This is a genomic window from Marinomonas foliarum (assembly GCF_003337275.1).
GTDB lineage: Bacteria > Pseudomonadota > Gammaproteobacteria > Pseudomonadales > Marinomonadaceae > Marinomonas > Marinomonas foliarum.
The window spans coordinates 36189-56850 of record NZ_QPJQ01000032.1; the positions used below are offsets into that span (position 1 = coordinate 36189).

Annotated in this window: 17 protein-coding genes and 1 tRNA gene; 5 read left to right on the top strand and 13 right to left on the bottom strand. The window is 41.6% G+C overall.

The window, feature by feature from the left end; all coding sequences use genetic code 11:
- Positions 1-59: 59 nt before the first annotated feature.
- Positions 60-1433: a glutathione-disulfide reductase gene (gene gorA, locus DFP77_RS15145; RefSeq protein WP_114413073.1), complete on the bottom strand. Its 1374-nt coding sequence runs from the start codon at positions 1431-1433 to the stop codon at positions 60-62.
- A 226-nt stretch (positions 1434-1659) separates the two neighbouring features.
- On the opposite strand from gorA, the gene DFP77_RS15150 reads away from it, so the two are divergent.
- The 3 genes from DFP77_RS15150 (at position 1660) to DFP77_RS15160 (ending at position 3755) form a co-directional block, all read left to right on the top strand.
- Positions 1660-2310 carry a hypothetical protein gene (locus tag DFP77_RS15150; protein WP_114413074.1) on the top strand — a complete coding sequence of 217 codons (651 nt, stop codon included), beginning with the start codon at positions 1660-1662 and terminating at the stop codon, positions 2308-2310.
- A gap of 140 nt (positions 2311-2450) precedes the next feature.
- Complete coding sequence (gene xthA, locus DFP77_RS15155) at positions 2451-3266, top strand: exodeoxyribonuclease III (protein ID WP_114413087.1); 816 nt, start codon at positions 2451-2453, stop codon at positions 3264-3266.
- A 174-nt stretch (positions 3267-3440) separates the two neighbouring features.
- On the top strand, positions 3441-3755 hold the full coding sequence (locus DFP77_RS15160; protein WP_181858570.1) for an ArsR/SmtB family transcription factor: 315 nt from the start codon (positions 3441-3443) through the stop codon (positions 3753-3755).
- Between the two features lie 23 nt (positions 3756-3778).
- Here DFP77_RS15160 and DFP77_RS15165 read toward each other — a convergent pair whose 3' ends face one another.
- The 5 genes from DFP77_RS15165 to DFP77_RS15185 form a co-directional block, all read right to left on the bottom strand.
- Entirely contained in the window at positions 3779-4468 is a 690-nt protein-coding gene (locus DFP77_RS15165) for an alpha/beta fold hydrolase (protein WP_258861185.1), read from the bottom strand.
- Positions 4469-4494: 26 nt separating this feature from the next.
- Positions 4495-5334, bottom strand: a complete 840-nt coding sequence (locus DFP77_RS15170; protein WP_114413075.1) for a DNA ligase — start codon at positions 5332-5334, stop codon at positions 4495-4497.
- Between the two features lie 155 nt (positions 5335-5489).
- Entirely contained in the window at positions 5490-7418 is a 1929-nt protein-coding gene (htpG, locus tag DFP77_RS15175) for a molecular chaperone HtpG (protein WP_114413076.1), read from the bottom strand.
- A gap of 213 nt (positions 7419-7631) precedes the next feature.
- Positions 7632-8336 (bottom strand): O-methyltransferase, encoded by a 705-nt coding sequence (locus tag DFP77_RS15180; protein WP_114413077.1) that lies wholly within the window; start codon positions 8334-8336, stop codon positions 7632-7634.
- Positions 8326-9057: a DUF599 domain-containing protein gene (locus tag DFP77_RS15185; protein ID WP_114413078.1), complete on the bottom strand. Its 732-nt coding sequence runs from the start codon at positions 9055-9057 to the stop codon at positions 8326-8328. Before DFP77_RS15185 ends, DFP77_RS15180 begins: the two co-directional genes overlap by 11 nt.
- 182 nt (positions 9058-9239) lie before the next feature.
- Between DFP77_RS15185 and DFP77_RS15190 the strand changes: the two genes are divergently transcribed.
- A tRNA-Leu gene (locus DFP77_RS15190) sits at positions 9240-9324 on the top strand.
- 149 nt (positions 9325-9473) lie between these two features.
- On the opposite strand, the gene pyrC is transcribed toward DFP77_RS15190, so the two are convergent.
- From pyrC to sbcB, 5 genes are all read right to left on the bottom strand, one after another.
- Positions 9474-10505: a dihydroorotase gene (gene pyrC / locus DFP77_RS15195; RefSeq protein WP_114413079.1), complete on the bottom strand. Its 1032-nt coding sequence runs from the start codon at positions 10503-10505 to the stop codon at positions 9474-9476.
- 7 nt (positions 10506-10512) lie between these two features.
- On the bottom strand, positions 10513-12183 hold the full coding sequence (locus tag DFP77_RS15200) for an LTA synthase family protein (RefSeq protein WP_181858571.1): 1671 nt from the start codon (positions 12181-12183) through the stop codon (positions 10513-10515).
- Between the two features lie 382 nt (positions 12184-12565).
- Positions 12566-14425, bottom strand: coding sequence for a DEAD/DEAH box helicase (locus DFP77_RS15205; RefSeq protein ID WP_114413081.1), 1860 nt, complete (start codon positions 14423-14425; stop codon positions 12566-12568).
- A gap of 163 nt (positions 14426-14588) precedes the next feature.
- Positions 14589-15623 carry an AI-2E family transporter gene (locus tag DFP77_RS15210; RefSeq protein ID WP_114413082.1) on the bottom strand — a complete coding sequence of 345 codons (1035 nt, stop codon included), beginning with the start codon at positions 15621-15623 and terminating at the stop codon, positions 14589-14591.
- A gap of 9 nt (positions 15624-15632) precedes the next feature.
- Positions 15633-17087 carry an exodeoxyribonuclease I gene (gene sbcB / locus DFP77_RS15215; protein WP_114413083.1) on the bottom strand — a complete coding sequence of 485 codons (1455 nt, stop codon included), beginning with the start codon at positions 17085-17087 and terminating at the stop codon, positions 15633-15635.
- A gap of 93 nt (positions 17088-17180) precedes the next feature.
- On the opposite strand from sbcB, the gene DFP77_RS15220 reads away from it, so the two are divergent.
- Complete coding sequence (locus DFP77_RS15220; protein ID WP_114413084.1) at positions 17181-17690, top strand: YchJ family protein; 510 nt, start codon at positions 17181-17183, stop codon at positions 17688-17690.
- A gap of 1 nt (position 17691) precedes the next feature.
- Here DFP77_RS15220 and DFP77_RS15225 read toward each other — a convergent pair whose 3' ends face one another.
- Positions 17692-18738 (bottom strand): HD domain-containing phosphohydrolase, encoded by a 1047-nt coding sequence (locus DFP77_RS15225; protein ID WP_114413090.1) that lies wholly within the window; start codon positions 18736-18738, stop codon positions 17692-17694.
- A gap of 9 nt (positions 18739-18747) precedes the next feature.
- Positions 18748-20559, bottom strand: a complete 1812-nt coding sequence (locus tag DFP77_RS15230; RefSeq protein WP_114413085.1) for an ATP-binding protein — start codon at positions 20557-20559, stop codon at positions 18748-18750.
- Between the last annotated feature and the right edge of the window lie 103 nt (positions 20560-20662).

Genomic DNA, 20662 nt, shown 5'->3' on the forward strand with positions numbered 1-20662 from the left:
CTGATAAAATTTACCAAGGCGTCTGTTTTCATTTACTTACTCAGTAAGCAATTCTGAGTTTATTTTTTCTTAAGCGAACCCGCCGAGAAAGTAACAAATTCTTCAGCACTAGTTGGGTGAACACCCACAGTGTCATCAAAGTCCGCTTTGGTAGCGCCTGCTTTAATAGCGATGCCCAAGCCTTGGATAATCTCGCCAGAGTAATCGCCTACCATGTGGGCACCAATAACTTTGTCGTCGGCATTGTTCACTAATAACTTCATTAGGGAACGAGAAGTACCACCACTTAACGTGTGTTTCATTGGACGGAAGTCGGTTTGATAAACACGGAAGTCTAGGCCTCGTTTTTCTGCTTCTTGCTCGGTTAAACCAACAGTGCCAATCGCTGGCTGGCTGAAGACAGCCGTTGGAATGTTGTCGTAATCAAAATCGACTTCTTTGCCTTCAAACCAATAAGCGATCAACGCCATGGCTTCTTTAATCGCTACTGGGGTTAGCTGAATATTGTCTGTCACATCCCCAAGGGCAAATACACTTTTCGCTGAGGTGGTGAAGTTATTATCAATGATCACGGCACCATTTTTGCCTGTTTTAATCCCCGCTTTATCAAGTGCTAAAGATTCAACATTCGGCACACGACCCGTTGCATATAGAATCAAACCAAACTCTTCTGTATGACCGTCTTTGAAATGCACGGTACGAGCACCATTTGGGTTGGCAGCATCAGTAAGTTCAATGCTTTCAACATCCGTATTCAAGCGCACATCGATACCAGACTTTGCGTACTCTTCGCTGGCAAACCCACGAACGTCTTCATCAAAACCACGAAGTAATTGATCACCGCGATAAGCAAGGCTGGTTTCAACGCCCAAGCCATTTAAAATGCCCGCAAATTCAACCGCAATGTAACCACCGCCCACAACAAGAGCTTTTTTAGGTAGCTCTTCTAAGAAGAACATTTCGTTAGAGCTAACCACCAATTCACTGCCTTGGAACTCAGGAATAAACGGCTTGGCACCAACGGCGATCAAAATTCGCTCTGCGGTGTAAGTTTTGCCATCCACCATGACGGTGTGTTCATCGACAAAGCTCGCATAACCCGTAATAAGTTCAACACCAGCATTACCAAGCAAATTTCCATAAATGCCGTTTAGGCGCTGAATTTCTTTGGTTTTATTATCACGTAAAACAGACCAGTTAAACTCTAAACCTTTATGAGACCAACCAAAGCCAGCCGCTTCATCAAAGCCATGACCGTATTCTGAACCATAAACAAATAATTTTTTCGGTACACAGCCAATGTTCACACAAGTTCCACCTAAAGCACTGCCTTCGGCAACCGCCACTTTATAGCCTTTGGATGCCGCAACACGGCTAGCACGCACACCACCAGAACCGGCGCCAATAACAAATAAATCGTACTGATAAGACATTCTTAGTCTCCAAAATCATTCATGATGTAATATGAGAGCAGTTTAACAGCCCTACCCTCTGAGAAGAAGGCAGAACCAAAAATAGAGATACTGTAGATATTCATTTCTCTTTAGATACACATAATGAACATAAAAAATGTATCGTTAAAGGCTACTACGGTACCATTAAACAAACGATAACCTTACCAACAAATCTCAGCAAAAGATCATACTACAAGGAAGTTACATGCCCGATTTCATTACCCTAGTTTACATCGCCATCATGGCGTTTTACTTTTTTCAAAAAGACGATGGGAAGTCATTCTTCATTATAATGGCGTTACCATTTATCCCGCTCTTTAGTGACGATTATTGGCTTTGGCTACCATTAAGTGCGGCGTTAAGTGTCGTGCTCTTAATTATTGAGGGGTACAAGGCAGGTCCGACCGCTGGCGGTGCTGTGGTTGCTTTTTTCTTTTTCTCTATCGGTGCCTTTGGCGTTAGTATCGCCATTAAAACAGCATGGACATTCCTTTCGAACTTCAGCTTTTCGACTTTTCATTTAAATAATCCACTGAGTTATGAATGGCCAACTTATGTGATTGTTTTATACGGGCTCGCAGTTGTTCTTTCTCTCCTGACTATTTTTCGCAGCAACAAAGAAAGTTTAGAGTTAACACGCATCCATATTTCTGCCTTTGCCTTTGCTGCTTTGCCACACTTTTGCGGCTCATTCCTCTATGGCATGGCACTAAGTTTAGGCCTATTTGCAATATTGTTTTTACTCGCCGTAATCAGAAAAATAAACCCTGAGCAACGTTTCCTATTTGCCTACACCACGTTAGGCATCATTCCCGGAAGCTTTCTACTAAAGGGTATCATAGTCGCCTTTTTTTAAATTATCGATGTCGTCCTCATCGGATTATCAGCTCAGGCTTTATAAGAGACAAGACAATCTATAGCAATGGATAGGTAAATCCCTTTATGACTCCTACGCAACTGGGTATCATTAAGAAAATTCGCTATGGAATCATTCACATGAAATTTGTCTCTTTTAATATCAATGGCTTGCGTGCTCGTCCACATCAAATCGAAGCTTTAGTAGAGAAACACGCGCCAGATGTCATTGGCTTGCAAGAAATTAAGGTCCACGACGACGCTTTCCCTCACGAAATTCCTAAGTCTGTTGGCTATCACGCTTACTATTACGGACAGAAATCTCACTACGGCGTTGCTATTTTTAGTAAACAAGAAGCCACTAGCGTTGAGTACGGTTTTCCAGGTGATGATGAAGAGGCACAACGTCGCATGATCATTGCTACTTTTGATACGCCGCAAGGCCCAGTGAAAGTATTGAACGGCTATTTTCCTCAAGGTGAAAGTCGTGACCATGAAACTAAGTTTCCCGCAAAACGGAAATTTTATGCGGACCTAATGGAATACCTTGCCGCGCATTCTCCTGATGAAAAGATCATCGTTATGGGCGATATCAATATTTCCCCAACGGATCTGGACATCGGCATTGGCGAGCCAAATGCAAAACGCTGGTTAAGAACTGGTAAATGCAGCTTTTTACCCGAAGAGAGAGAGTGGTTTAAAATATTGGCAGACTGGGGTTTGACAGATACCTACCGCCAGCTTAACCCTACCAAGAATGATCGTTTCAGCTGGTTTGACTATCGTTCGAAGGGATTTGAAGACACACCTAAGCGTGGCCTAAGAATTGATGTGATTATGGCTTCGAATGGTCTCGCCCCTTACTTAACCGATTCCGATGTGGATTACGATTTACGTGCACTTGAAAAGCCATCGGATCATGCTCCAATTTGGACTAATTTCGACTTAGACAAATAAGCCAATTAGTCGCGGTCATTGTATGAATAACGTACAAAACAATATAATGACCGCCCTACTTGATAAGAGCCACTATCAAACAGCAGTACTACCCTATTTATCCACAGAGAATGTGGATGAATTTACTCTTTATCGCACTAAGTCGGATGCGAAAATACTAACGAGAGCACGATCATGAGCAATGAATACCTCACCATGGAAAATATGGCAAAGCAGTCCGCCCAGGCCGCTACGTTTCTGAAGGCACTCAGCAATGAAAATCGCCTAATGATCTTATGCCACATTCTTGATCAAGAACTTTCCGTCACAGCACTAAACGAACACCTTCCATTAAGCCAGTCTGCATTGTCTCAGCATCTTGCAGTGTTAAGAAAAGATGGCTTAGTTAGCACTCGACGTGAGTCACAGACCATTTTCTATAGCATTGGAGACAACAGAGTCAAAGAGATGATTCTGACCTTACATCAACTCTTTTGCCCAACACTCTAACTCAATATTAGAGTGTGGTTGAGCTACGCACCTTCATAAAATCCCGTTATTAAACTCGCCAGCCATTCTGGTTGCTCTAATGGCAACATGTGACCACACGCTACCATTCTGACATCAAATCGAGACACGCTTGTCATCCTGTCTATCGTCTCTTTTGAAATTAACCCATCATGTTGCCCTAGGGCGAAACACAGAGGAAAATGCACAGTTTCAAGCACTGACAATACATCAGGGCGATCTAAACTACTTTTAAGTTGCTGTATTAGCACCTCTTCGCCCAGTGTTTTGTCCATGTCTTGAATTAAGCTGATCAAAATGTCATTGGTTTTATTATTCTCTCCCAGCATAGCAACCGCTTTTTTTCGCGGAATACCACGATACCCTTGGGCAGCGACCCAATTTAAGGCCACTTCACGCTGCTTCCGCTCGCTGTCTAATAGAGCTGTTGCCGTATTAGACAAAACCATTAGACGATTAATACGCTCTGGGTATTTAACCGAAAAACGACTCGCAAGGTATCCCCCCATAGAAAAGCCTAACAGGTCTATTGGCTTATCAGGCAAGGATTTCGCCAAGGCGTCCACAATAGACTCAAGGCTTTCTTCCATTGGGATAGCAATATGATGCAAAGTAATAGAGCGACCTAAAGCCTGTTGTGTGAAGCCCCAGAGCCGATGATCACACATGGTGCCTGGTAAACAATAAATTTCCACTACCGTCTCAACTTAGAATCAGTCAATTAAAAATGGGTATCACGAATTCGCATATAGCTGGCAAACCTTGGAACCCCGCGTTCGGTAAAACCATGATATTTGTAAGTAATAATCTCTCCAACTTTTGGCGGATTTTCTCGTTCCGCATCCGTAAAGCCTGTACCTATTTTAAAGCGCAACCCTGAAGGCATTTTCACGACTAAAGAACCCATCACATCTTGGTATTTACCCGATCCTTTTAATATTTCCACCACTTCTGCCTCGGCATCCATATGAGGTTTTAGCTTCAAGAGATTATCAGTACGCCCAGATTCAAAACGTGCAAGCTTGCGCTGCAACATCAAGCCTTCTGCCCCTTTGTCCGTATAAGACGACAATAATTTATTCAACTCGTCGGTCGTGTTTACAGAAAATTGCTCAACAGGTAAAACATGAGGAAGATTAAGGTCAGTAACGATGGCGGTATAGCGCTGGTAACGCTCATAAAAGGTGAATAAACGCGCTTTATCAGGTGCATCAAATACCATGTAATAGATATTACGCCACTCACTGTCTATTGGAACCTGCTTACTCACAGTGGACATGATGTAAGCAAAATCATTGCGCTTTGACCACAGTTCGCCATCTAACCAAACTGGTGGCAATTTTTCGGTAAACCATGAAGGCGCATTGATAACGTTGCCTTGGCGAGTTAATAACTCGCTTCCTGTCCAGATTCCACGAATCCCGTCGTATTTTTCACTGACTAAGTAATCTTGTATTTGAGTGTCATCCGAGTACACCTTCGCCAATTGAACATCAGGCTCAGCTAGGACAAACAGGGGAAGTAACAATACACAGACTAACCATTTTTTAAATATAAACATGACTCACTCCATTGATAATAAAAGCGCTATTCCTTAGCACTCATTAACGCTATACGATTTTATTTCTATACGCAAATCCACTTTTAAAACCCGTAAAAAAAGCCCATATTTGCAAGCAAATATGGGCTTAGACTATAACTGTTTAGGTATAGATTTTACTTGCTTAGCTGCACGATCAGTTTGTTCATACGGCTAACAAAAGTCGCTGGATCTTCCAACTGACCGCCTTCAGATAGAGTCGCTTGTTCAAATAACAACCACGCCATATCTGCAAAACGATCTTCATCCGTTTCAGCATCCATTTTCGCCACAATTGGATGATCTGGGTTCACCTCAAGGCTAGGTTTAGACTCTGGTAACTGCTGACCTGCTTGCTCAAGCAAACGGCGCATTTGCAGACCCATATCGTATTCACCAACAACCAGACAGGCAGGCGAGTTAGTCAAACGGTCTGTGCTGTTAACTGCTGTGACTTTAGATTCAAGAACAGACTTCATGCGCTCAAGAAGCGGCTTAATTTGCTCTGCCTTTTCTTCTTTTTCTTTTTTCTCTTCTTCGTTTTCAGAGTCTGCTAGGTCTAGCTTACCTTTAGTGACATCTTGGAATTGCTTACCTTCAAACTCTTGCAAAGAAGACATCATCCATTCATCAATACGATCACTCAACAACAAGACTTCAAAACCTTTCTTGCGCAAGATTTCTAAGTGTGGGCTGTTTTTTGCCGTGTTATGGCTCTCAGCGTAGATGTAATAGATTTTATCTTGACCTTCGCTCATGCGCTCGATGTAGTCAGCCAAAGACACAGTCTGCTCAGCGGCATCCGTGTTTGTAGAACTGAAGCGTAACAAGCCGGCAATTTTGTCTTTATTGCCCATGTCATCTGCTGGACCTTCTTTGATAACGTTACCAAACTCGTCCCAGAATTTTTGGTAATCTTCTGGTTCGTTCTTCGCCATCTTGCCTAGCATGTCTAGCACACGTTTCGTCAATGCTGAACGCATAGAATCAACCGCATGGTCGTTTTGCAAAATTTCACGAGACACGTTCAAAGACAAATCATTTGAGTCCACTACACCTTTCACAAAACGCATGTAAGGAGGTAGGAATGCTTCTGCTTCATCCATGATAAATACACGCTGAACGTATAATTTTAGGCCGCGTTGCATATCACGATTCCAAAGGTCGTAAGGCGCTTTGGATGGAATGTACAACAAGCTTGAGTATTCCAACTTACCTTCTACTTTGTTGTGAGACCACTTCAAAGGTTCTTGGTAATCGTGAGAAATGTGCTTGTAAAATTCTTGGTATTCTTCATCAGTTACTTCGTTACGAGGGCGAGTCCAAAGCGCTTTTGCAGAGTTAACTGCTTCATATTCTGGCGCTTTATTTTCTTCCACTGGCTTAGGGTTGCCCTCTTCATCCATTTCTGGATAAACCGGCTTTTCCATTTCAACAGGGATAGAAATATGGTCGGAATACTTAGTAACTAAATGGCGAAGACGATGGTTATCAGCAAATTCAGCCTCATCTGCTTTAAGATGCAAAATAATGCGCGTACCGCGTGAATCTTTATCAATGTTCTCGATAGTAAATTCGCCAGAACCATCCGATCCCCAACGAACCGCTTCGTCTTGCGCAGCACCTGCACGGCGCGTTTCCACAGTTACTTTATCTGCAACAATGAACGCAGAATAAAAGCCTACACCAAATTGACCAATTAATTGGCTGTCTTTTTTCTGGTCGCCGCTCAATTGCTCTAGAAAAGAAGACGTACCGGATTTTGCAATCGTACCTAGGTTAGCAATCGCTTCGTCACGGGACATACCTACACCGTTATCATCGATAACAACCGTATTCGTTTCTTTATCAAATTCAATACGAACACGTAAGTTTGGGTCTTCTGCTAGAAGGTCTGCGTTAGCGACAGACTCAAAGCGAAGCTTATCTACCGCATCGGATGCGTTCGAAATAAGCTCTCGTAGAAAGATCTCTTTGTTGGAGTACAAAGAGTGGATCATCAAATGAAGTAGTTGTTTAACTTCCGTTTGAAACCCTAACGTTTCTTTTTGAGTATCAGTTGCCATGTTGTAACTTGCTCCTATTTGAATGAACCTTCGGACAAAACCAAAGGCGTATTTCGTTTCACTTGTGCCTCATAGATAAAGCCTCTTGGAGCAATTTCAAGAGGCTAACTCACTAAAAGAAGTAAAAAAGTCACAATAAGTTTATGGATATAAACAAGCTAAAGGTATTCAGGAAGAAATAGCGAAGACGCCTGATCAATTTACGATCAGGCTTTAGATACTTTTTCGAACCAAGGTCAAACCATCACCAATAGGAATGAGCGATAGCTCAACTTCCGTATCTTCATGAATGGTTTTATTCAACTCACGAACTATTCTGGTGTCTTTATCGGTAAAGGCTTCATCCGCAACATTCCCCCACCACAAGGTATTATCAATCAACAAACAACCACCTGGACGCAATAATTTCTTGGCTAACTGATAATAAGCTAAGAGGTTTTGCTTATCTGCATCGATAAAGATGAAGTCGAACGTTTCGCGCTCAGTTTGTGATAAAGCTTCCATGACTGACAAAGCTTTATCACAAAAAGTCGTTACACGATCCATCACGCCCGCTTGATCTAAATAACGAGCCGCAATATCTAGCCACATCTGCTTTTTTTCGATCGCAATAAGCCTTGATTCTTTTGGCATCGCCATCGCCATAGACAAGGTGCTGTAGCCCGTAAAAACACCAATTTCGAGGAGCTTTTTTGGTGCCTGCAATTTGACCAACAAGGCCAAAAACTGGCCTACTTCTGGCGACAACTGCATACGCGCCATATGATACTGAGCCGTCTCACGGCGCAAAGCTCTTAATAAATCATCTTCACGTACGGATACATCAACTAAGTACTGGTACAGCCTGTCATCAACATTAACGGTACGATTAACAGGCTTATCATCTTCAGGTAAAGGTTTGGGGAAATTAGGAAGCATGAGATTTCATAACGAGTCCGCGGCTCAATGTTTTAAAAGTTTTAGAACGGAATTCGCGGCGATACAGTACCGCCACCACCATAACACTCGCCGCCATACAGAAATATGGGCCAAGGAACCAGCCACAAAACGCCATTGCAAAATAAAACGCACGAAGCCCGTAATTGAATTGATTGGCTGCTAGACTACAAATTTGAGCCATGTGCATTGCGTATAATTCACGCTCACTGTCTTCTATACCGCGCTCTGTCGCAAGTGGCGCGCTGCCAACTAGAACAGAACAAAAATTATATTGCCTTACAGACCATGTGAAAGTGAAAAATGCATAGGAGAAGATGGCCACCAGAATGATAATTTTCAACTCCCACTCTTGCTGACTCATCGGCGCCAGAAGGTAAAAATCCGATAAAATACCAATCGCTTTTTCAGAATAATTAAAGGCAGTAAATAAGCCAGCAATAATCAATAGGCTACTGGAAGCAAAGAACAAGCTGCTTCGCTCTAAATTCGCCATCACTGACGCGTCGGCAATTCGGTTATCTCTTCTTAGAAGCCTAGACATCCAAGCTAAACGAAATTGGTGAAGCACACTCACTAAGCAAGAGCGACGCTTGGAATTATATTGGGCATAAAAAGCGTACCCCCACCAACAAGCAAAAAAGACAAAAAACGTGGCAAGATCAAGGGGGTTTAATAGCAAATAGACGGAATGACTTTCCATATTTAAACTCTGCAAGTATAACGATTTAGGGTAACAATATTAGATCACTTTTCACTTTATATGTCCTCGTTTCTGTTTATAAAAAACAGCAAGCGCCATTAAGAGAATAATTATAAACACTTCATCGAAAACACTTGCATCGACTGAAAATATAGGTAATATCTCGCCCGTCAACACGACATGCGGATGTGGTGGAATTGGTAGACACGCTGGATTTAGGTTCCAGTGCTTCACGGCGTGAGAGTTCGAGTCTCTCCATCCGCACCATTTATTTTCTTTTTACCCCTCGTGCAATCAAAGCCAAACTTCACTTTTAATTTTTTCACACTACCCACCTAACCATAACTCTAAAACACAATAAAAAAACCGAACCCATTGCTGAATTCGGCTTTCTCTAGATAAAGTTTAATCTCTAATTATTTCAATTTCCAAGAGACTTGCTTGCCAGCAAAGAAAGGCACTATTGGCTCGCCGTTTGGTAAAGTGATATTGTTTGGCACTTCCCAAGATTCACGAACCAAAGTCACTGTTTCTGTATTACGCGGCAAACCGTAGAAGTCAGCCCCATAGATACTCGCAAAGCCTTCTAACTTATCAAGAGCATCTAGCTCATCGAATACTTGCGTATAAAGCTCAAGCGCAGACCAAGCACTGTAACAACCTGCACAGCCACAATCAGATTCTTTGCGATGCTTCGCGTGAGGTGCTGAATCCGTTCCTAGGAAAAACTTAGGTGAACCAGATTTAACGACAGCTCGAAGTGCCTCTTGGTGGGTACTACGCTTAAGCACAGGCAAACAATAGTTATGTGGGCGAACACCACCATCCAGCATATCATTTCGGTTTAGCAACAAATGCTGAGGCGTGATCGTTGCTGCCACACCATCACGAGCCGCCAATACGAAATCAACCGCGTCTTTCGTTGTAATGTGCTCGAATACCACTTTAAGATTTGGCACGCGCTCTACAATATTAACCATATGTTGATCGATAAATTCTTTTTCACGGTCAAAGATATCAACATGCTTTTGAGTTACCTCACCGTGAATAAGCAATAACATATCATTGTCAGCCAAAGCCTCAAACACAGGGTAAAGTGATTCCAACGAGCTCACGCCAGAATCCGAATTAGTCGTCGCGCCTGCAGGGTACATTTTAGCCGCCAAAACACCCGCTTTTTTGGCCTCTTGAATATCTTGAACACTCGTTTTATCTGTTAGATAAATCGTCATAATTGGAGTAAAAGAGCTACCTTCAGGGCGTGCCGCTAAAATGCGTGCCTTATAGCTCATTGCTAAATCTGCCGTGGTGACTGGCGGAACCAAATTAGGCATCACCACCGCACGCTCAAAACAACGTGCTGTTGCTGGAACAGTTTCAAGCAACATCTCTTGATCACGAAAGTGTAAATGCCAATCATCTGGCTTGATAATAGTAATTTCGTTCATTGTTTACCTACTGTGTGTTTTCAGATGAAAAACTGTATAAAGAATTATCAATCAATCCATTAGTATAAATTTGTACGTACGCTTTCAATCGACGCTCTAATTGCCCAAGATCAGCCTGAACCACTTGGCCTGCTGGTTTCATGAAAGTAGCAGGCAAATCACCCACCTCAACAGGCAGATTTTCTTCCATCGACAATTTGACATACTTACCTTGCGATAATAACCAATAAGAATCTTCTTCTTTTATAACGGCATCCGCTTGGCTGTTTTGAGTCAGTAAAGAACGCCCAAAAGGTAATACTTTATCCTGCTCAGGAAGGTTCAAATAATCTATTATTGTGGCTGGAATATCTATTTGTTGAGCAACCTCACTAATAACACCCTGCTCAATATTATCGTCTGGCTGATATAAAATAATAGGGATTTGATGTCGCCCTAAGGAAGACGCAAATCGAGGATCAAAGTTATCCGACGTATGATCAGCGGTAAGAACAAATAAAGTGTTTTTGTACCAATCTTTTTTGGCTGCCGACTCAAAAAACTTGCGCAAAGCCATATCAGAATAGCGAACAACTCTATGCATAGGAATATCACCCTCAGGAATACTGTCTTGGTATTGCTCAGGTAAGTTATAAGGAGGATGAGAGCTAATAGTAAAAATCCCAGACATAAAAGGCTTAGGCAACTTGTCTAGCTCATCCACAGCAAACTGCAAAAATGGCTCATCATATATCCCCCACTGCCCATCAAAATGAGATGGGTCTGGGTATTGATTTCGGCCAAAATAGTGATCAAAGCCAAAACGGTATGTTGTATTATCAAAATACATACTGCCATTTTTTGCTCCATGAAAAAAAGCAGTACTATAGCCATACGACTTCACTATCTCACCTAGCCCATAGGTCGTGTTAGATTGATAGGGTGATCTCATGTAGGCTTCAGACATTAACGACGGTATACCAGCCAGTATAGAAGGTACCGCTTCTATTGAGCGCCTTCCATTAGCAATACCATTAGGAAAAAAGCGTCCTTTTTCTGCAAGCTCTTGAATAAATGGTGCATAAGATTTTATCCCATACGGCGGCCCCAAATACTCAAGCCCAAAACTTTCTAGTATTAAAATAACGACATTTTGCTTATTTATCTCACTAATATCTTTATTTCTTGTTGCTCCTGCTGCCTTCCCATTCTCAAGTACTTCTCTGATGTCATCTTCAGACTGGAAATAATGAACTCTTTCTAAATCCTCAGCATCCTCTTTTAATATGCTGAAAGGCGTATTTAACACCAAACCACCCAGACTACTAGAAGGATAGCTGTAAGCATTTAGAGCGCGAATAGGCTTAGACTGAAAGCCTCCTCGACCAGCAACTATAAAGATCAAGACCAACAAAAAACAGAGACAAAAAACCAACAGCCAATGCATATAAACAGCCTTTAATTTTCTTGCTATTTTTCGAAAAGCCGCGATATAGAACCAAAGAATAAAAATACTACCGACAAGGTACCACCAATAGACAAAAATCAACTCAGGTAGCTGAGAAACGACATCATTTGCCATAGAAAAAACTTCTGGACCACTACGACGACCAGTATAAGGGAAATAAACAGTATCGATGAAGTTAACAACAATTGCAGATACGTTGACCACAAATAAGTAGCCATATATCAACTTCATATTCGCACCTAATAAAATGCGGAACCATATTGATATCAATAACAGCAGTAGAAGAGGAGCATTTAATAAAGCAATGGCAGCTAAATCAAACCGTAAACCATGTAATAGAGCAAGAGAGATATCACCGACTGGTTCACTAATAAAATAGCCTGAGTTAACAGCTAAGAAATAACATCTTGTGACGATGTATCCTATGAGGACAAAAAGCAAACCCATACCAAAAAAGAGAAATGGCGTTATATTAATTTTCTTTCTATTCAAATGAGGTGCTCTTTCCATATCAAACCTTATTAAAGCCTTATCAAAATTGGAGCTGTATAATACAAAAAAACCGAATCTATCACTAGATTCGGTTTTTTTTAATCACATCTAAAACAATTGATTAACCGTCTTTACGTGGCGTTCTAGGACGGCGCTCTGCACGATTATTATCACGATCACGACCACCGGCTGGACGACGACGCTCACCACCATTAGATGGGCGGCGATCACTGCCACCAGCAGGACGCTTGCGAGTAGAAGGAGATGCTGCACGCTTATTCAGCTCGTCTGCATTTTCTAATTTCGCAATGTCTGTACGCTGACCACAAATACGTGTTTTGCTCAACTTACCCAAAACATCAGCGTTTAGGTTGGTTGGCAAATCAACGGTAGAGAAATCTTCATAAATTTCAATGTGGCCGATGTAGCGGCTTTCAATATCCGCTTCGTTAGCAATGGCACCTACGATGTTACCTGGTTTAACACCAGCGTTGTAACCGACTTGAACAACGAAACGTGTCATTGAAGTACTAGGATCATCTTTCAATGGCATAGCTTCAGCAGTAACCGGACGAACTTTACGCTCGCGAGGTGCACGATCACCACGATTATTTTCACGGTCATCACGACGTTCACGGCGCTCTTGGCGAACTTCCATTTCAGACAATAGCAATGGCGTTTTGCCTTGAGCCATATGCGCTAAAGCAGCAGCCATTTTCAATGGATCAACTTCGTTTTCTTTCTGGTAGCTTTGAACAAGCTCCAAGAAGAAATCAAGATTTTCGTTATCCATCGCATCTGTAATTCTTTGCTTGAAGCGATTAACACGATGCGCATTAATATCTGAAGCAGTTGGTAATGTCATGCTTTCGATTGGCTGACGAGTTGCACGTTCAATAGCTTGCAACATACGACGCTCACGGTGAGCAACGAATAAAATTGCAGTACCAGAACGACCAGCACGACCAGTACGACCGATACGGTGAACATAAGATTCAGTGTCGTATGGAATGTCATAGTTAACAACGTGACTTACACGCTCTACGTCCAAACCACGTGCTACAACGTCAGTCGCTACAAGAATGTCAATTTGACCTTTCTTAATACGATCAACTGTACGTTCACGCAAATTCTGGCTAATGTCACCATTTAAGGCTTCACAAGCGTGACCACGAGCCGTTAGCTTTTCAGCCAATTCAACCGTTGCCGCTTTAGTACGAACAAAGATGATCATGCCATCGTGTTCATTCATCTCAAGAATACGAGTCAAAGCATCTAGCTTATGTAGACCGCTTACTGGCCAGTATTTTTGAGTAATTGTCATTGCCGTAGAAGTTTTGGTAACAATTTTAACTTCTTTAGGATTGTTCAAATGGCGGTTAGCTACCTGACGAATCACTGCAGGCATAGTTGCAGAGAACAAAGCAATTTGACGAGTTGATGGTGTTTGCTCAAGAATCCATTCGACATCGTCAATGAAGCCCATGCGTAACATTTCATCTGCTTCATCAAGAACCAAGGCTTTAAGGCCATCTAGTTTTAATGTTTTACGACGAATGTGGTCCATAACTCGACCAGGCGTACCAACAACAACTTGAACACCACGTTTTAGCTGGCGAAGTTGAGTGTCGTATGACATGCCACCGTAAATTGGCAGAACATGAAAATCTGGAAGATTACGAGCGTAACTTTGAAATGCTTCAGAAACCTGAATAGCAAGTTCACGAGTTGGAGCCAAGACAAGTAATTGTGTCGTTTTATCTGTAACGTCAATGCGAGACAACAACGGAAGCGCGAACGCTGCTGTCTTACCAGTACCCGTCTGCGCTTGCCCCAAAAGGTCTCGACCTTCTAATAGATATGGAATACTTTGCGCTTGGATAGCAGATGGTTGCTCGTAACCTAAGTCAGCAACCGCTTTAAGAACAGGGGCGATTAGACCCAACGAATCAAATGTAGGCTGAGTATCAGCGTCAGACATGTAAATTAGTACCTTTTTTTGGTGAGGATAAGGCCTGTAACCATTTACATGCCTTAAAGAAATTCTCGGAGGAAAAACTGATCGCGAAGTATATACAAAAAAAGCAAAATACGCTAGTAAAATTACAAAATAGATTCTATTTCACAGCAAGCTTCGATTGCTTTTAAAGCTTAGATTTACTCGTTTCTGAGTCTATTAGAGTTACCAGCCAACGCATTTTTGGGTTGGCCTCGAAAGCCAACTTCATAATAATAGTCAATGGAATAGAAAGCAGCATCCCCACTGGACCAAAAACCCACCCCCACAGCAGCAAGGATAAAAACACAACTAAGGTCGACAACCCTAGGCCTCGCCCCATATAGCGTGGCTCAATCATATTACCTACGATCAAATTCACCAATAAAAAAGACCCTGCTACTAAACCAGCAGATAAGCTGCCAAGTTGAACAAAAGCAAGCAGTACAGCTGGAACAGCAGCAATAATGGAGCCAATATTAGGAACAAAATTTAGAAGGAAAGCGCAGACACCCCACAAAATTGGGAAATCTACACCCAACACCCACATAAGTAAGGTAATCAAAACGCCAGTAAACATACTCACTAAGGTTTTTATTACCAAGTAACGATTAACTGATTTGATGAATGAGTCAAACTTATCTAAGGATTTAGAAGCATCACTAAATGCCAAGGTCAGCTTCTTAGGTAATTCAACAGCCTCAAAGAGAATAAAGATCACAATCATCACTACCAAGACAAAATTAGTCAGCGCACTTCCAAGTCCTCTTAAAGCATTCGCTACCATCTGCATCAAAGCCGAAGGGTCAATATAACCTTTAACTTGATCATAGGAGACATTTAAGCCAAAGCTATTTAGAACCTGAATGACACTCGTTGCCTCTTCTGCAAAACGCTTTTTATAATTTGGCAACTGATTAGAGAAGTCGTCCAAAGACGCACCAACGAGAACAGCAAGTGAACTAATGCCCACCAATATGACCAAAACCACTAGCATAATAGAAAGCCAAGTTGGCACGCCACGACGTCGCAAACTAGACATAGCTGGCGCACAAATAATGGCAATAAATACTGACAGCATAAAGGGCACAACAATTTGAGATGCCGCTTTGAGGGCGGCTATGATAATCACAAAGGCAGCAAAACCAACCAGCCAATGGATTCCTTTATTCTGTTCATTCATATCTATTCCTTATAGAGGTATTGGATAAATGCTTTGAGCGTAATCCGCTAGGTCTTGAAGCATTATCTGTTTCGATTGAGACAAATCTGGCAGTTGAGCAATGTGGTTCAAGCGATCGAAATACTGCTCCATATTAATAGAACCACCACCATCTTTTTCAAGCAAGCGAACTTGTCGATACTCTTCCCATTCGAACTGTTGCTGTTCTGTTAGTTGATCGGGGTAATTCCTTCCAATATAACGCATTAACATTTCAGGTAAACGACGATCATCAAACGATATTGCCAGCCCTGATAACTGATCAGCCGGAGTAGAACGAATTTTCTCCATTCTGACTTTATCTTCTCGTGAAAAAAAGCCTCCAGAATACAACATAACATCTGGGTCTTTATGTATTGGTCGATCTTCCTGAGCAAAGACATCACTCAGCTTAGCTGCTAGACCAGCTTGCCCTTTTATGATGGCAAGATTATGACGACAAATCGCACCATCCAAGGCGAGGCGCTTAACCACATCGGCATCTTTCAAAAAAGTCGCTGGAGCCACAGCAGGAGACTTGTTGTAATGAATAACTTTAAGGGGAAGCCTCTCAACGTCACCTAACTCCTCTTGTCGTGTAAATACGCGATGACGAATCTCTTCCACACTCAAGTCAATCAGAGGCTGAGCATCGGCCATCAGATCAAATACGATCACACCGTTCTTATTAGTAGGATGCGGAGCAATAGGCACAACAAAAGAGGAATAATGTTTTGCTTGACCAAACATGCCAGAAATATGTAAAAAAGGTTTTAATCGCGCAACATCGATAAATTGTTGCAACTCATGCTTTTGACGCATTTTTAAATAATAATTGAATAGTTTTGGTTGCTTTTGACGAATCAGCTTAGCGATTTCAATCGTCCCATAGACATCTGATAAGGCGTCATGAGCTTGCTCATGCGCAATATCATTAGCCTTGGTTAATGCTTCAAGTTTCATGGAAACTTGACCATCCTCGCCTTTTGGCCAAACAATGCCGTCTGGGCGCATCGCATACGTCATACGGACCAAATCAATAATGTCCCAACGTGAACAGTTGTTTTGCCACTCTCTCGCATAAGGATCAATAAAATTTCGATAGAAGCCATAACGTACTACTTCATCATCAAATCGAATGCTATTGTAACCAAGTGCACAGGTTCCAGGTGAGGACAATTCTGCTTCAACTGCCTGCATAAATTCTGCTTCGCATAAGCCCTCACGATTGGCATCTTGCGGACTAATTCCCGTTAATAAACAAGCTTCGGGTTGAGGTAATACATCCTCCGCTAAACGGCAGTAAAACATAATTGGCTCGCCGATCGGATTAAAATCAAGATCCGTTCTAATACCCGCAAATTGCATGGGGCGATCTCGCGCTGGGTCCGTTCCGGTCGTTTCAAAATCAAACCAAAAAAATGAGGTTGGGCCCGATGAAGTCACAAATAATTCCTGTTAGCCATTAAATAAAAAGGTATTATACGCACCTTAAAGTTCATTTGTTAAAGTGTATTTGGCGAAGAGAGGAGTTGATCAATGCCAGTCCCAGTACTTTGTCCCTGCGGAATAGGAAGTCCATATGAAATGTGTTGTGGTATGTATCATAACAATCCAGGTACAGCGCCTACTGCTGAAACCCTCATGCGCTCTCGCTACACCGCTTTTGCTATTGGTAACTTTGAGTACATATCACAAACGCAAAAGTTAAAAGAGGGACCTGATCAAGCAGCGTCAGACATTCAAGACAGCAACGAAAATACGCAATGGATAAAGTTAGAAATAAATGATACTGAAGATGGTTTAGAAAAAGATAAATCAGGTGTCGTGGCGTTCTCTGCGCACTTCAAAGAAGGAAAACACATTGGCAAACTGAGCGAGCGCTCTATCTTCAAAAAAATCAAGGGCCAATGGTTTTATATTTCAGGTGATCATGCGGTGCAAAAAAACACCCCTTTAGTCAACTCTGCGGCAATGAATATAGGCCGTAATGATCCATGCCTTTGCGGCTCAGGCAAAAAATTTAAGAAGTGCTGTGCTGTTGTCTAACCTAGTCAACAGCGTCCCATTTTTCTTTAATGTCTCTCAACTCATCTTCAATCGATAGGAAAGTGCGTACTAACTCTGGATCAAAGTGAGTACCTGACACTTGCTGGATATGTTCAAATGACTCCTCTATCGTCCAACTCTTTTTGTAAGGGCGCGCCATTGTAAGTGCATCGAATACATCGGCTAATGCAACAATTCGAGCAGATTGAGGAATCTCCCCACCCTTTAGCTTTGACGGATAGCCTTGGCCATCCCACCTTTCGTGGTGACCTAATGCCACCTCAGCTGCCAGTTTAAATAATGGCGCCTCCCCTCTTCTTAATATCTCATACCCAATAACTGTATGCTGACGCATTATCACCCATTCATCATCCGTTAACTTATTTGGCGATTTCAAAATACTATGGGGGATACCAACCTTACCTGTATCATGCATAGGGGCTGCCAGCTTTAACAATTCAACCTGTGATTCCTCCCAACCCATTGCCCTAGCCAATGCAGCACAATAATCTGCCATTCGCCACATATGCACACCAGTATCGGTATCATTAAGCTCACTTACAGCACCTAGCATACCAACAGTAGATTCCAGCGCCTCACCGAGCTCTCTTGTTCTATCATCGATAATTTGCTTTTTACGTAGATTTTCTTCCGCCAATTTTAAATGAGTTGACACTCTAGCAAGTGTTGTCAACGGCGTTATTGGCTTAGTAATAAAGTCTACGCATCCAACATCAAACCCCTTCTGCTCATGCTGAGGATCGGTCACCGCTGTTAAAAAAATAACGGGGATATCTGCTGTTTTAGGATTGGCTTTAATTTTTGCACATACCTCAAAACCGTTCATATCTGGCATCATAATATCCAGCAATATGAGGTCAGGCATAGTGCGAGCAATAATATCTAGTGCTAATGCACCGCTTTTTGCTATTTGCACTTGATAGTGCTCTGTTAAAATCTCTTTTAGCAAATCAATATTTCTCGGAACATCATCAACAATAAGAATGCGCTCATTTTCACCCAACACCTTGTCGTTGGTTTCTGCCATATCGATCACTTAATTTCCCTTACAATTTGCAAATAAATTTCTTTTAAAACTCTCGACTTTCGTCATTGCATCCTGATAATCATAAGATGCAATATCCTCAGTTGCAGACCTAAGAATGCTCAAATCAATCACACCTTCACACTCTTTAACAATATCATCCATGCTGTTTTCTGATTTCAAACTACCTTCCATTAGAAGCAACTCAAGATTTTCAAGCTTTGTGATAATGTCATTTAATTTATCTTCAGAAAGGCCTTTTAGAGCCTGCTCATTACCAAAGTGCAAGCGAGGGTCGATGGACGTCCAACTTTTTATTTTCTCAATCAAAAGATGAGGATCTAAAGGCTTAAATAGAAAGTCGTCTATGCCGAAGTCGACGTTAGTTCGCCCTTCCATCTCAAACGTATCAGCGGTTAAAACAACAACTGGAGGCTTGCTATTTTTTAGGTGTCGTGAAATCTCTTTACTCGATTGGTAGCCATCCATAACAGGCATTCGAATATCCATTAGAATTAAGTCATAGGGATACTCTTGAGCTTTTTTAAAAGCTATTTCACCATTTTCTACCCAGTCAACTTTCGCGCCTACTTTATTTAAAACAGCAATCACAATGTTAGCGTTAATTTTATTGTCTTCTGCTAAAAGTATTGTTTTACCACTTAATAAATCATGCTTATGCTGTGGCTTTTTATGATCAACTGTATGGGTGTCTTTCGACATCAAAAAGGCTGATTTATTTTTAACATTAGAAGGGGTTAACAGCCCTGTTACTAAAGCACCTTGTATAGATTCACTCTCCCCTGAAATAAAAACGGCTTTTTCTTTCAGAGCAGAGACCACATCAAAGGCTAAAGCATTTTGATTCTTGAACCAATGAACATCTATACCTAGGATAGATCGATGAGCAAGAGCTCCAGTAAAATCAACAGTAAAATAATCAATATTTAGGCTAGCAAATAATGCCTGTATGCGTGAGTCTTGATCTATCACCGCAATGCTTTGAGCAACAGTAGGTTCAGCGGCAGGATCAGGAGTATAGGGTAGCCGAACAGTAAAGGTGCTGCCACGCCCTAAGGTGCTTTCGAAAGATATACTTCCTCCCAGCAGTTCAACCAATTTATCAGTAATACTTAACCCAAGCCCAGTTCCACCATACAAACGCGTCGTTGTACTGTCCGCTTGCTGAAAAACATCAAATACATTAACACCTTCAGGGATACCTACCCCTGTGTCCTTTATTTCAAAGACAAGATCATGAGCAGAGTTTTGATATAAATTAACCTTAACAAAGCCGGACTTAGTAAACTTGATCGCATTACCAACAATGTTGATTAAAATTTGCTGCAATCGAGTTTTATCACCTATTAACTGATCAGCAATCGAAAAATCACGACTGACGATAAAATCGATACCTTTGGAGTTAGCTGAAACCTCACTACTGCAATAAACGTAATCTAATACATCATCTAAGCTGTAGGTTTTTTCTTCTAAAACTACTTTTCCAGACTCAATTTTAGAAAAATCAAGAATGCTGTTAATAATGGAAAGTAAGCTGTCTGCAGACTTCTGAATCTTATTAACTTTTTCATGCTGTTTTTTACTTAGCTCATCATCAAGTAATAAGTAACTAAAGCCAATTATCGCATTCATCGGAGTGCGTATTTCATGACTCATTGTTGCTAAGAAATCAGTTTTGACCTTTAGCGCCTTTTTCGCAGACTGAACAGCCAGCTCTAAATCACGGGTGAGCTTTCGCGATTTTTCATAAGATTTTTTAGTGATTTTCAACTGTTTAAACAGCATTGCTATAATGAACACCATTGTAAAGGCCTAAATTCAGATAATAAGTGCGACACTGCAAATCAGGTGTAGAAGAAGCCAACTGCTGAAGTTGATACACTTCTTCTTACCACAGATAAAGCAG

What these genes read in the sequence shown, in the direction of transcription:
- htpG (WP_114413076.1), bottom strand. Translation starts at nt 7,418, where the DNA reads ATGGCAACTGATACTCAAAAAGAAACGTTAGGGTTTCAAACGGAAGTT.
- DFP77_RS15230 (WP_114413085.1), bottom strand. Translation starts at nt 20,559, where the DNA reads ATGGTGTTCATTATAGCAATGCTGTTTAAACAGTTGAAAATCACTAAA.
- gorA (WP_114413073.1), bottom strand. Translation starts at nt 1,433, where the DNA reads ATGTCTTATCAGTACGATTTATTTGTTATTGGCGCCGGTTCTGGTGGT.
- DFP77_RS15150 (WP_114413074.1), top strand. Translation starts at nt 1,660, where the DNA reads ATGCCCGATTTCATTACCCTAGTTTACATCGCCATCATGGCGTTTTAC.
- pyrC (WP_114413079.1), bottom strand. Translation starts at nt 10,505, where the DNA reads ATGAACGAAATTACTATTATCAAGCCAGATGATTGGCATTTACACTTT.
- DFP77_RS15160 (WP_181858570.1), top strand. Translation starts at nt 3,441, where the DNA reads ATGAGCAATGAATACCTCACCATGGAAAATATGGCAAAGCAGTCCGCC.
- DFP77_RS15200 (WP_181858571.1), bottom strand. Translation starts at nt 12,183, where the DNA reads ATGAAGTTGATATATGGCTACTTATTTGTGGTCAACGTATCTGCAATT.
- DFP77_RS15185 (WP_114413078.1), bottom strand. Translation starts at nt 9,057, where the DNA reads ATGGAAAGTCATTCCGTCTATTTGCTATTAAACCCCCTTGATCTTGCC.
- DFP77_RS15205 (WP_114413081.1), bottom strand. Translation starts at nt 14,425, where the DNA reads ATGTCTGACGCTGATACTCAGCCTACATTTGATTCGTTGGGTCTAATC.
- DFP77_RS15225 (WP_114413090.1), bottom strand. Translation starts at nt 18,738, where the DNA reads ATGGCAGAAACCAACGACAAGGTGTTGGGTGAAAATGAGCGCATTCTT.
- DFP77_RS15220 (WP_114413084.1), top strand. Translation starts at nt 17,181, where the DNA reads ATGCCAGTCCCAGTACTTTGTCCCTGCGGAATAGGAAGTCCATATGAA.
- xthA (WP_114413087.1), top strand. Translation starts at nt 2,451, where the DNA reads ATGAAATTTGTCTCTTTTAATATCAATGGCTTGCGTGCTCGTCCACAT.
- DFP77_RS15210 (WP_114413082.1), bottom strand. Translation starts at nt 15,623, where the DNA reads ATGAATGAACAGAATAAAGGAATCCATTGGCTGGTTGGTTTTGCTGCC.
- DFP77_RS15170 (WP_114413075.1), bottom strand. Translation starts at nt 5,334, where the DNA reads ATGTTTATATTTAAAAAATGGTTAGTCTGTGTATTGTTACTTCCCCTG.
- DFP77_RS15180 (WP_114413077.1), bottom strand. Translation starts at nt 8,336, where the DNA reads ATGCTTCCTAATTTCCCCAAACCTTTACCTGAAGATGATAAGCCTGTT.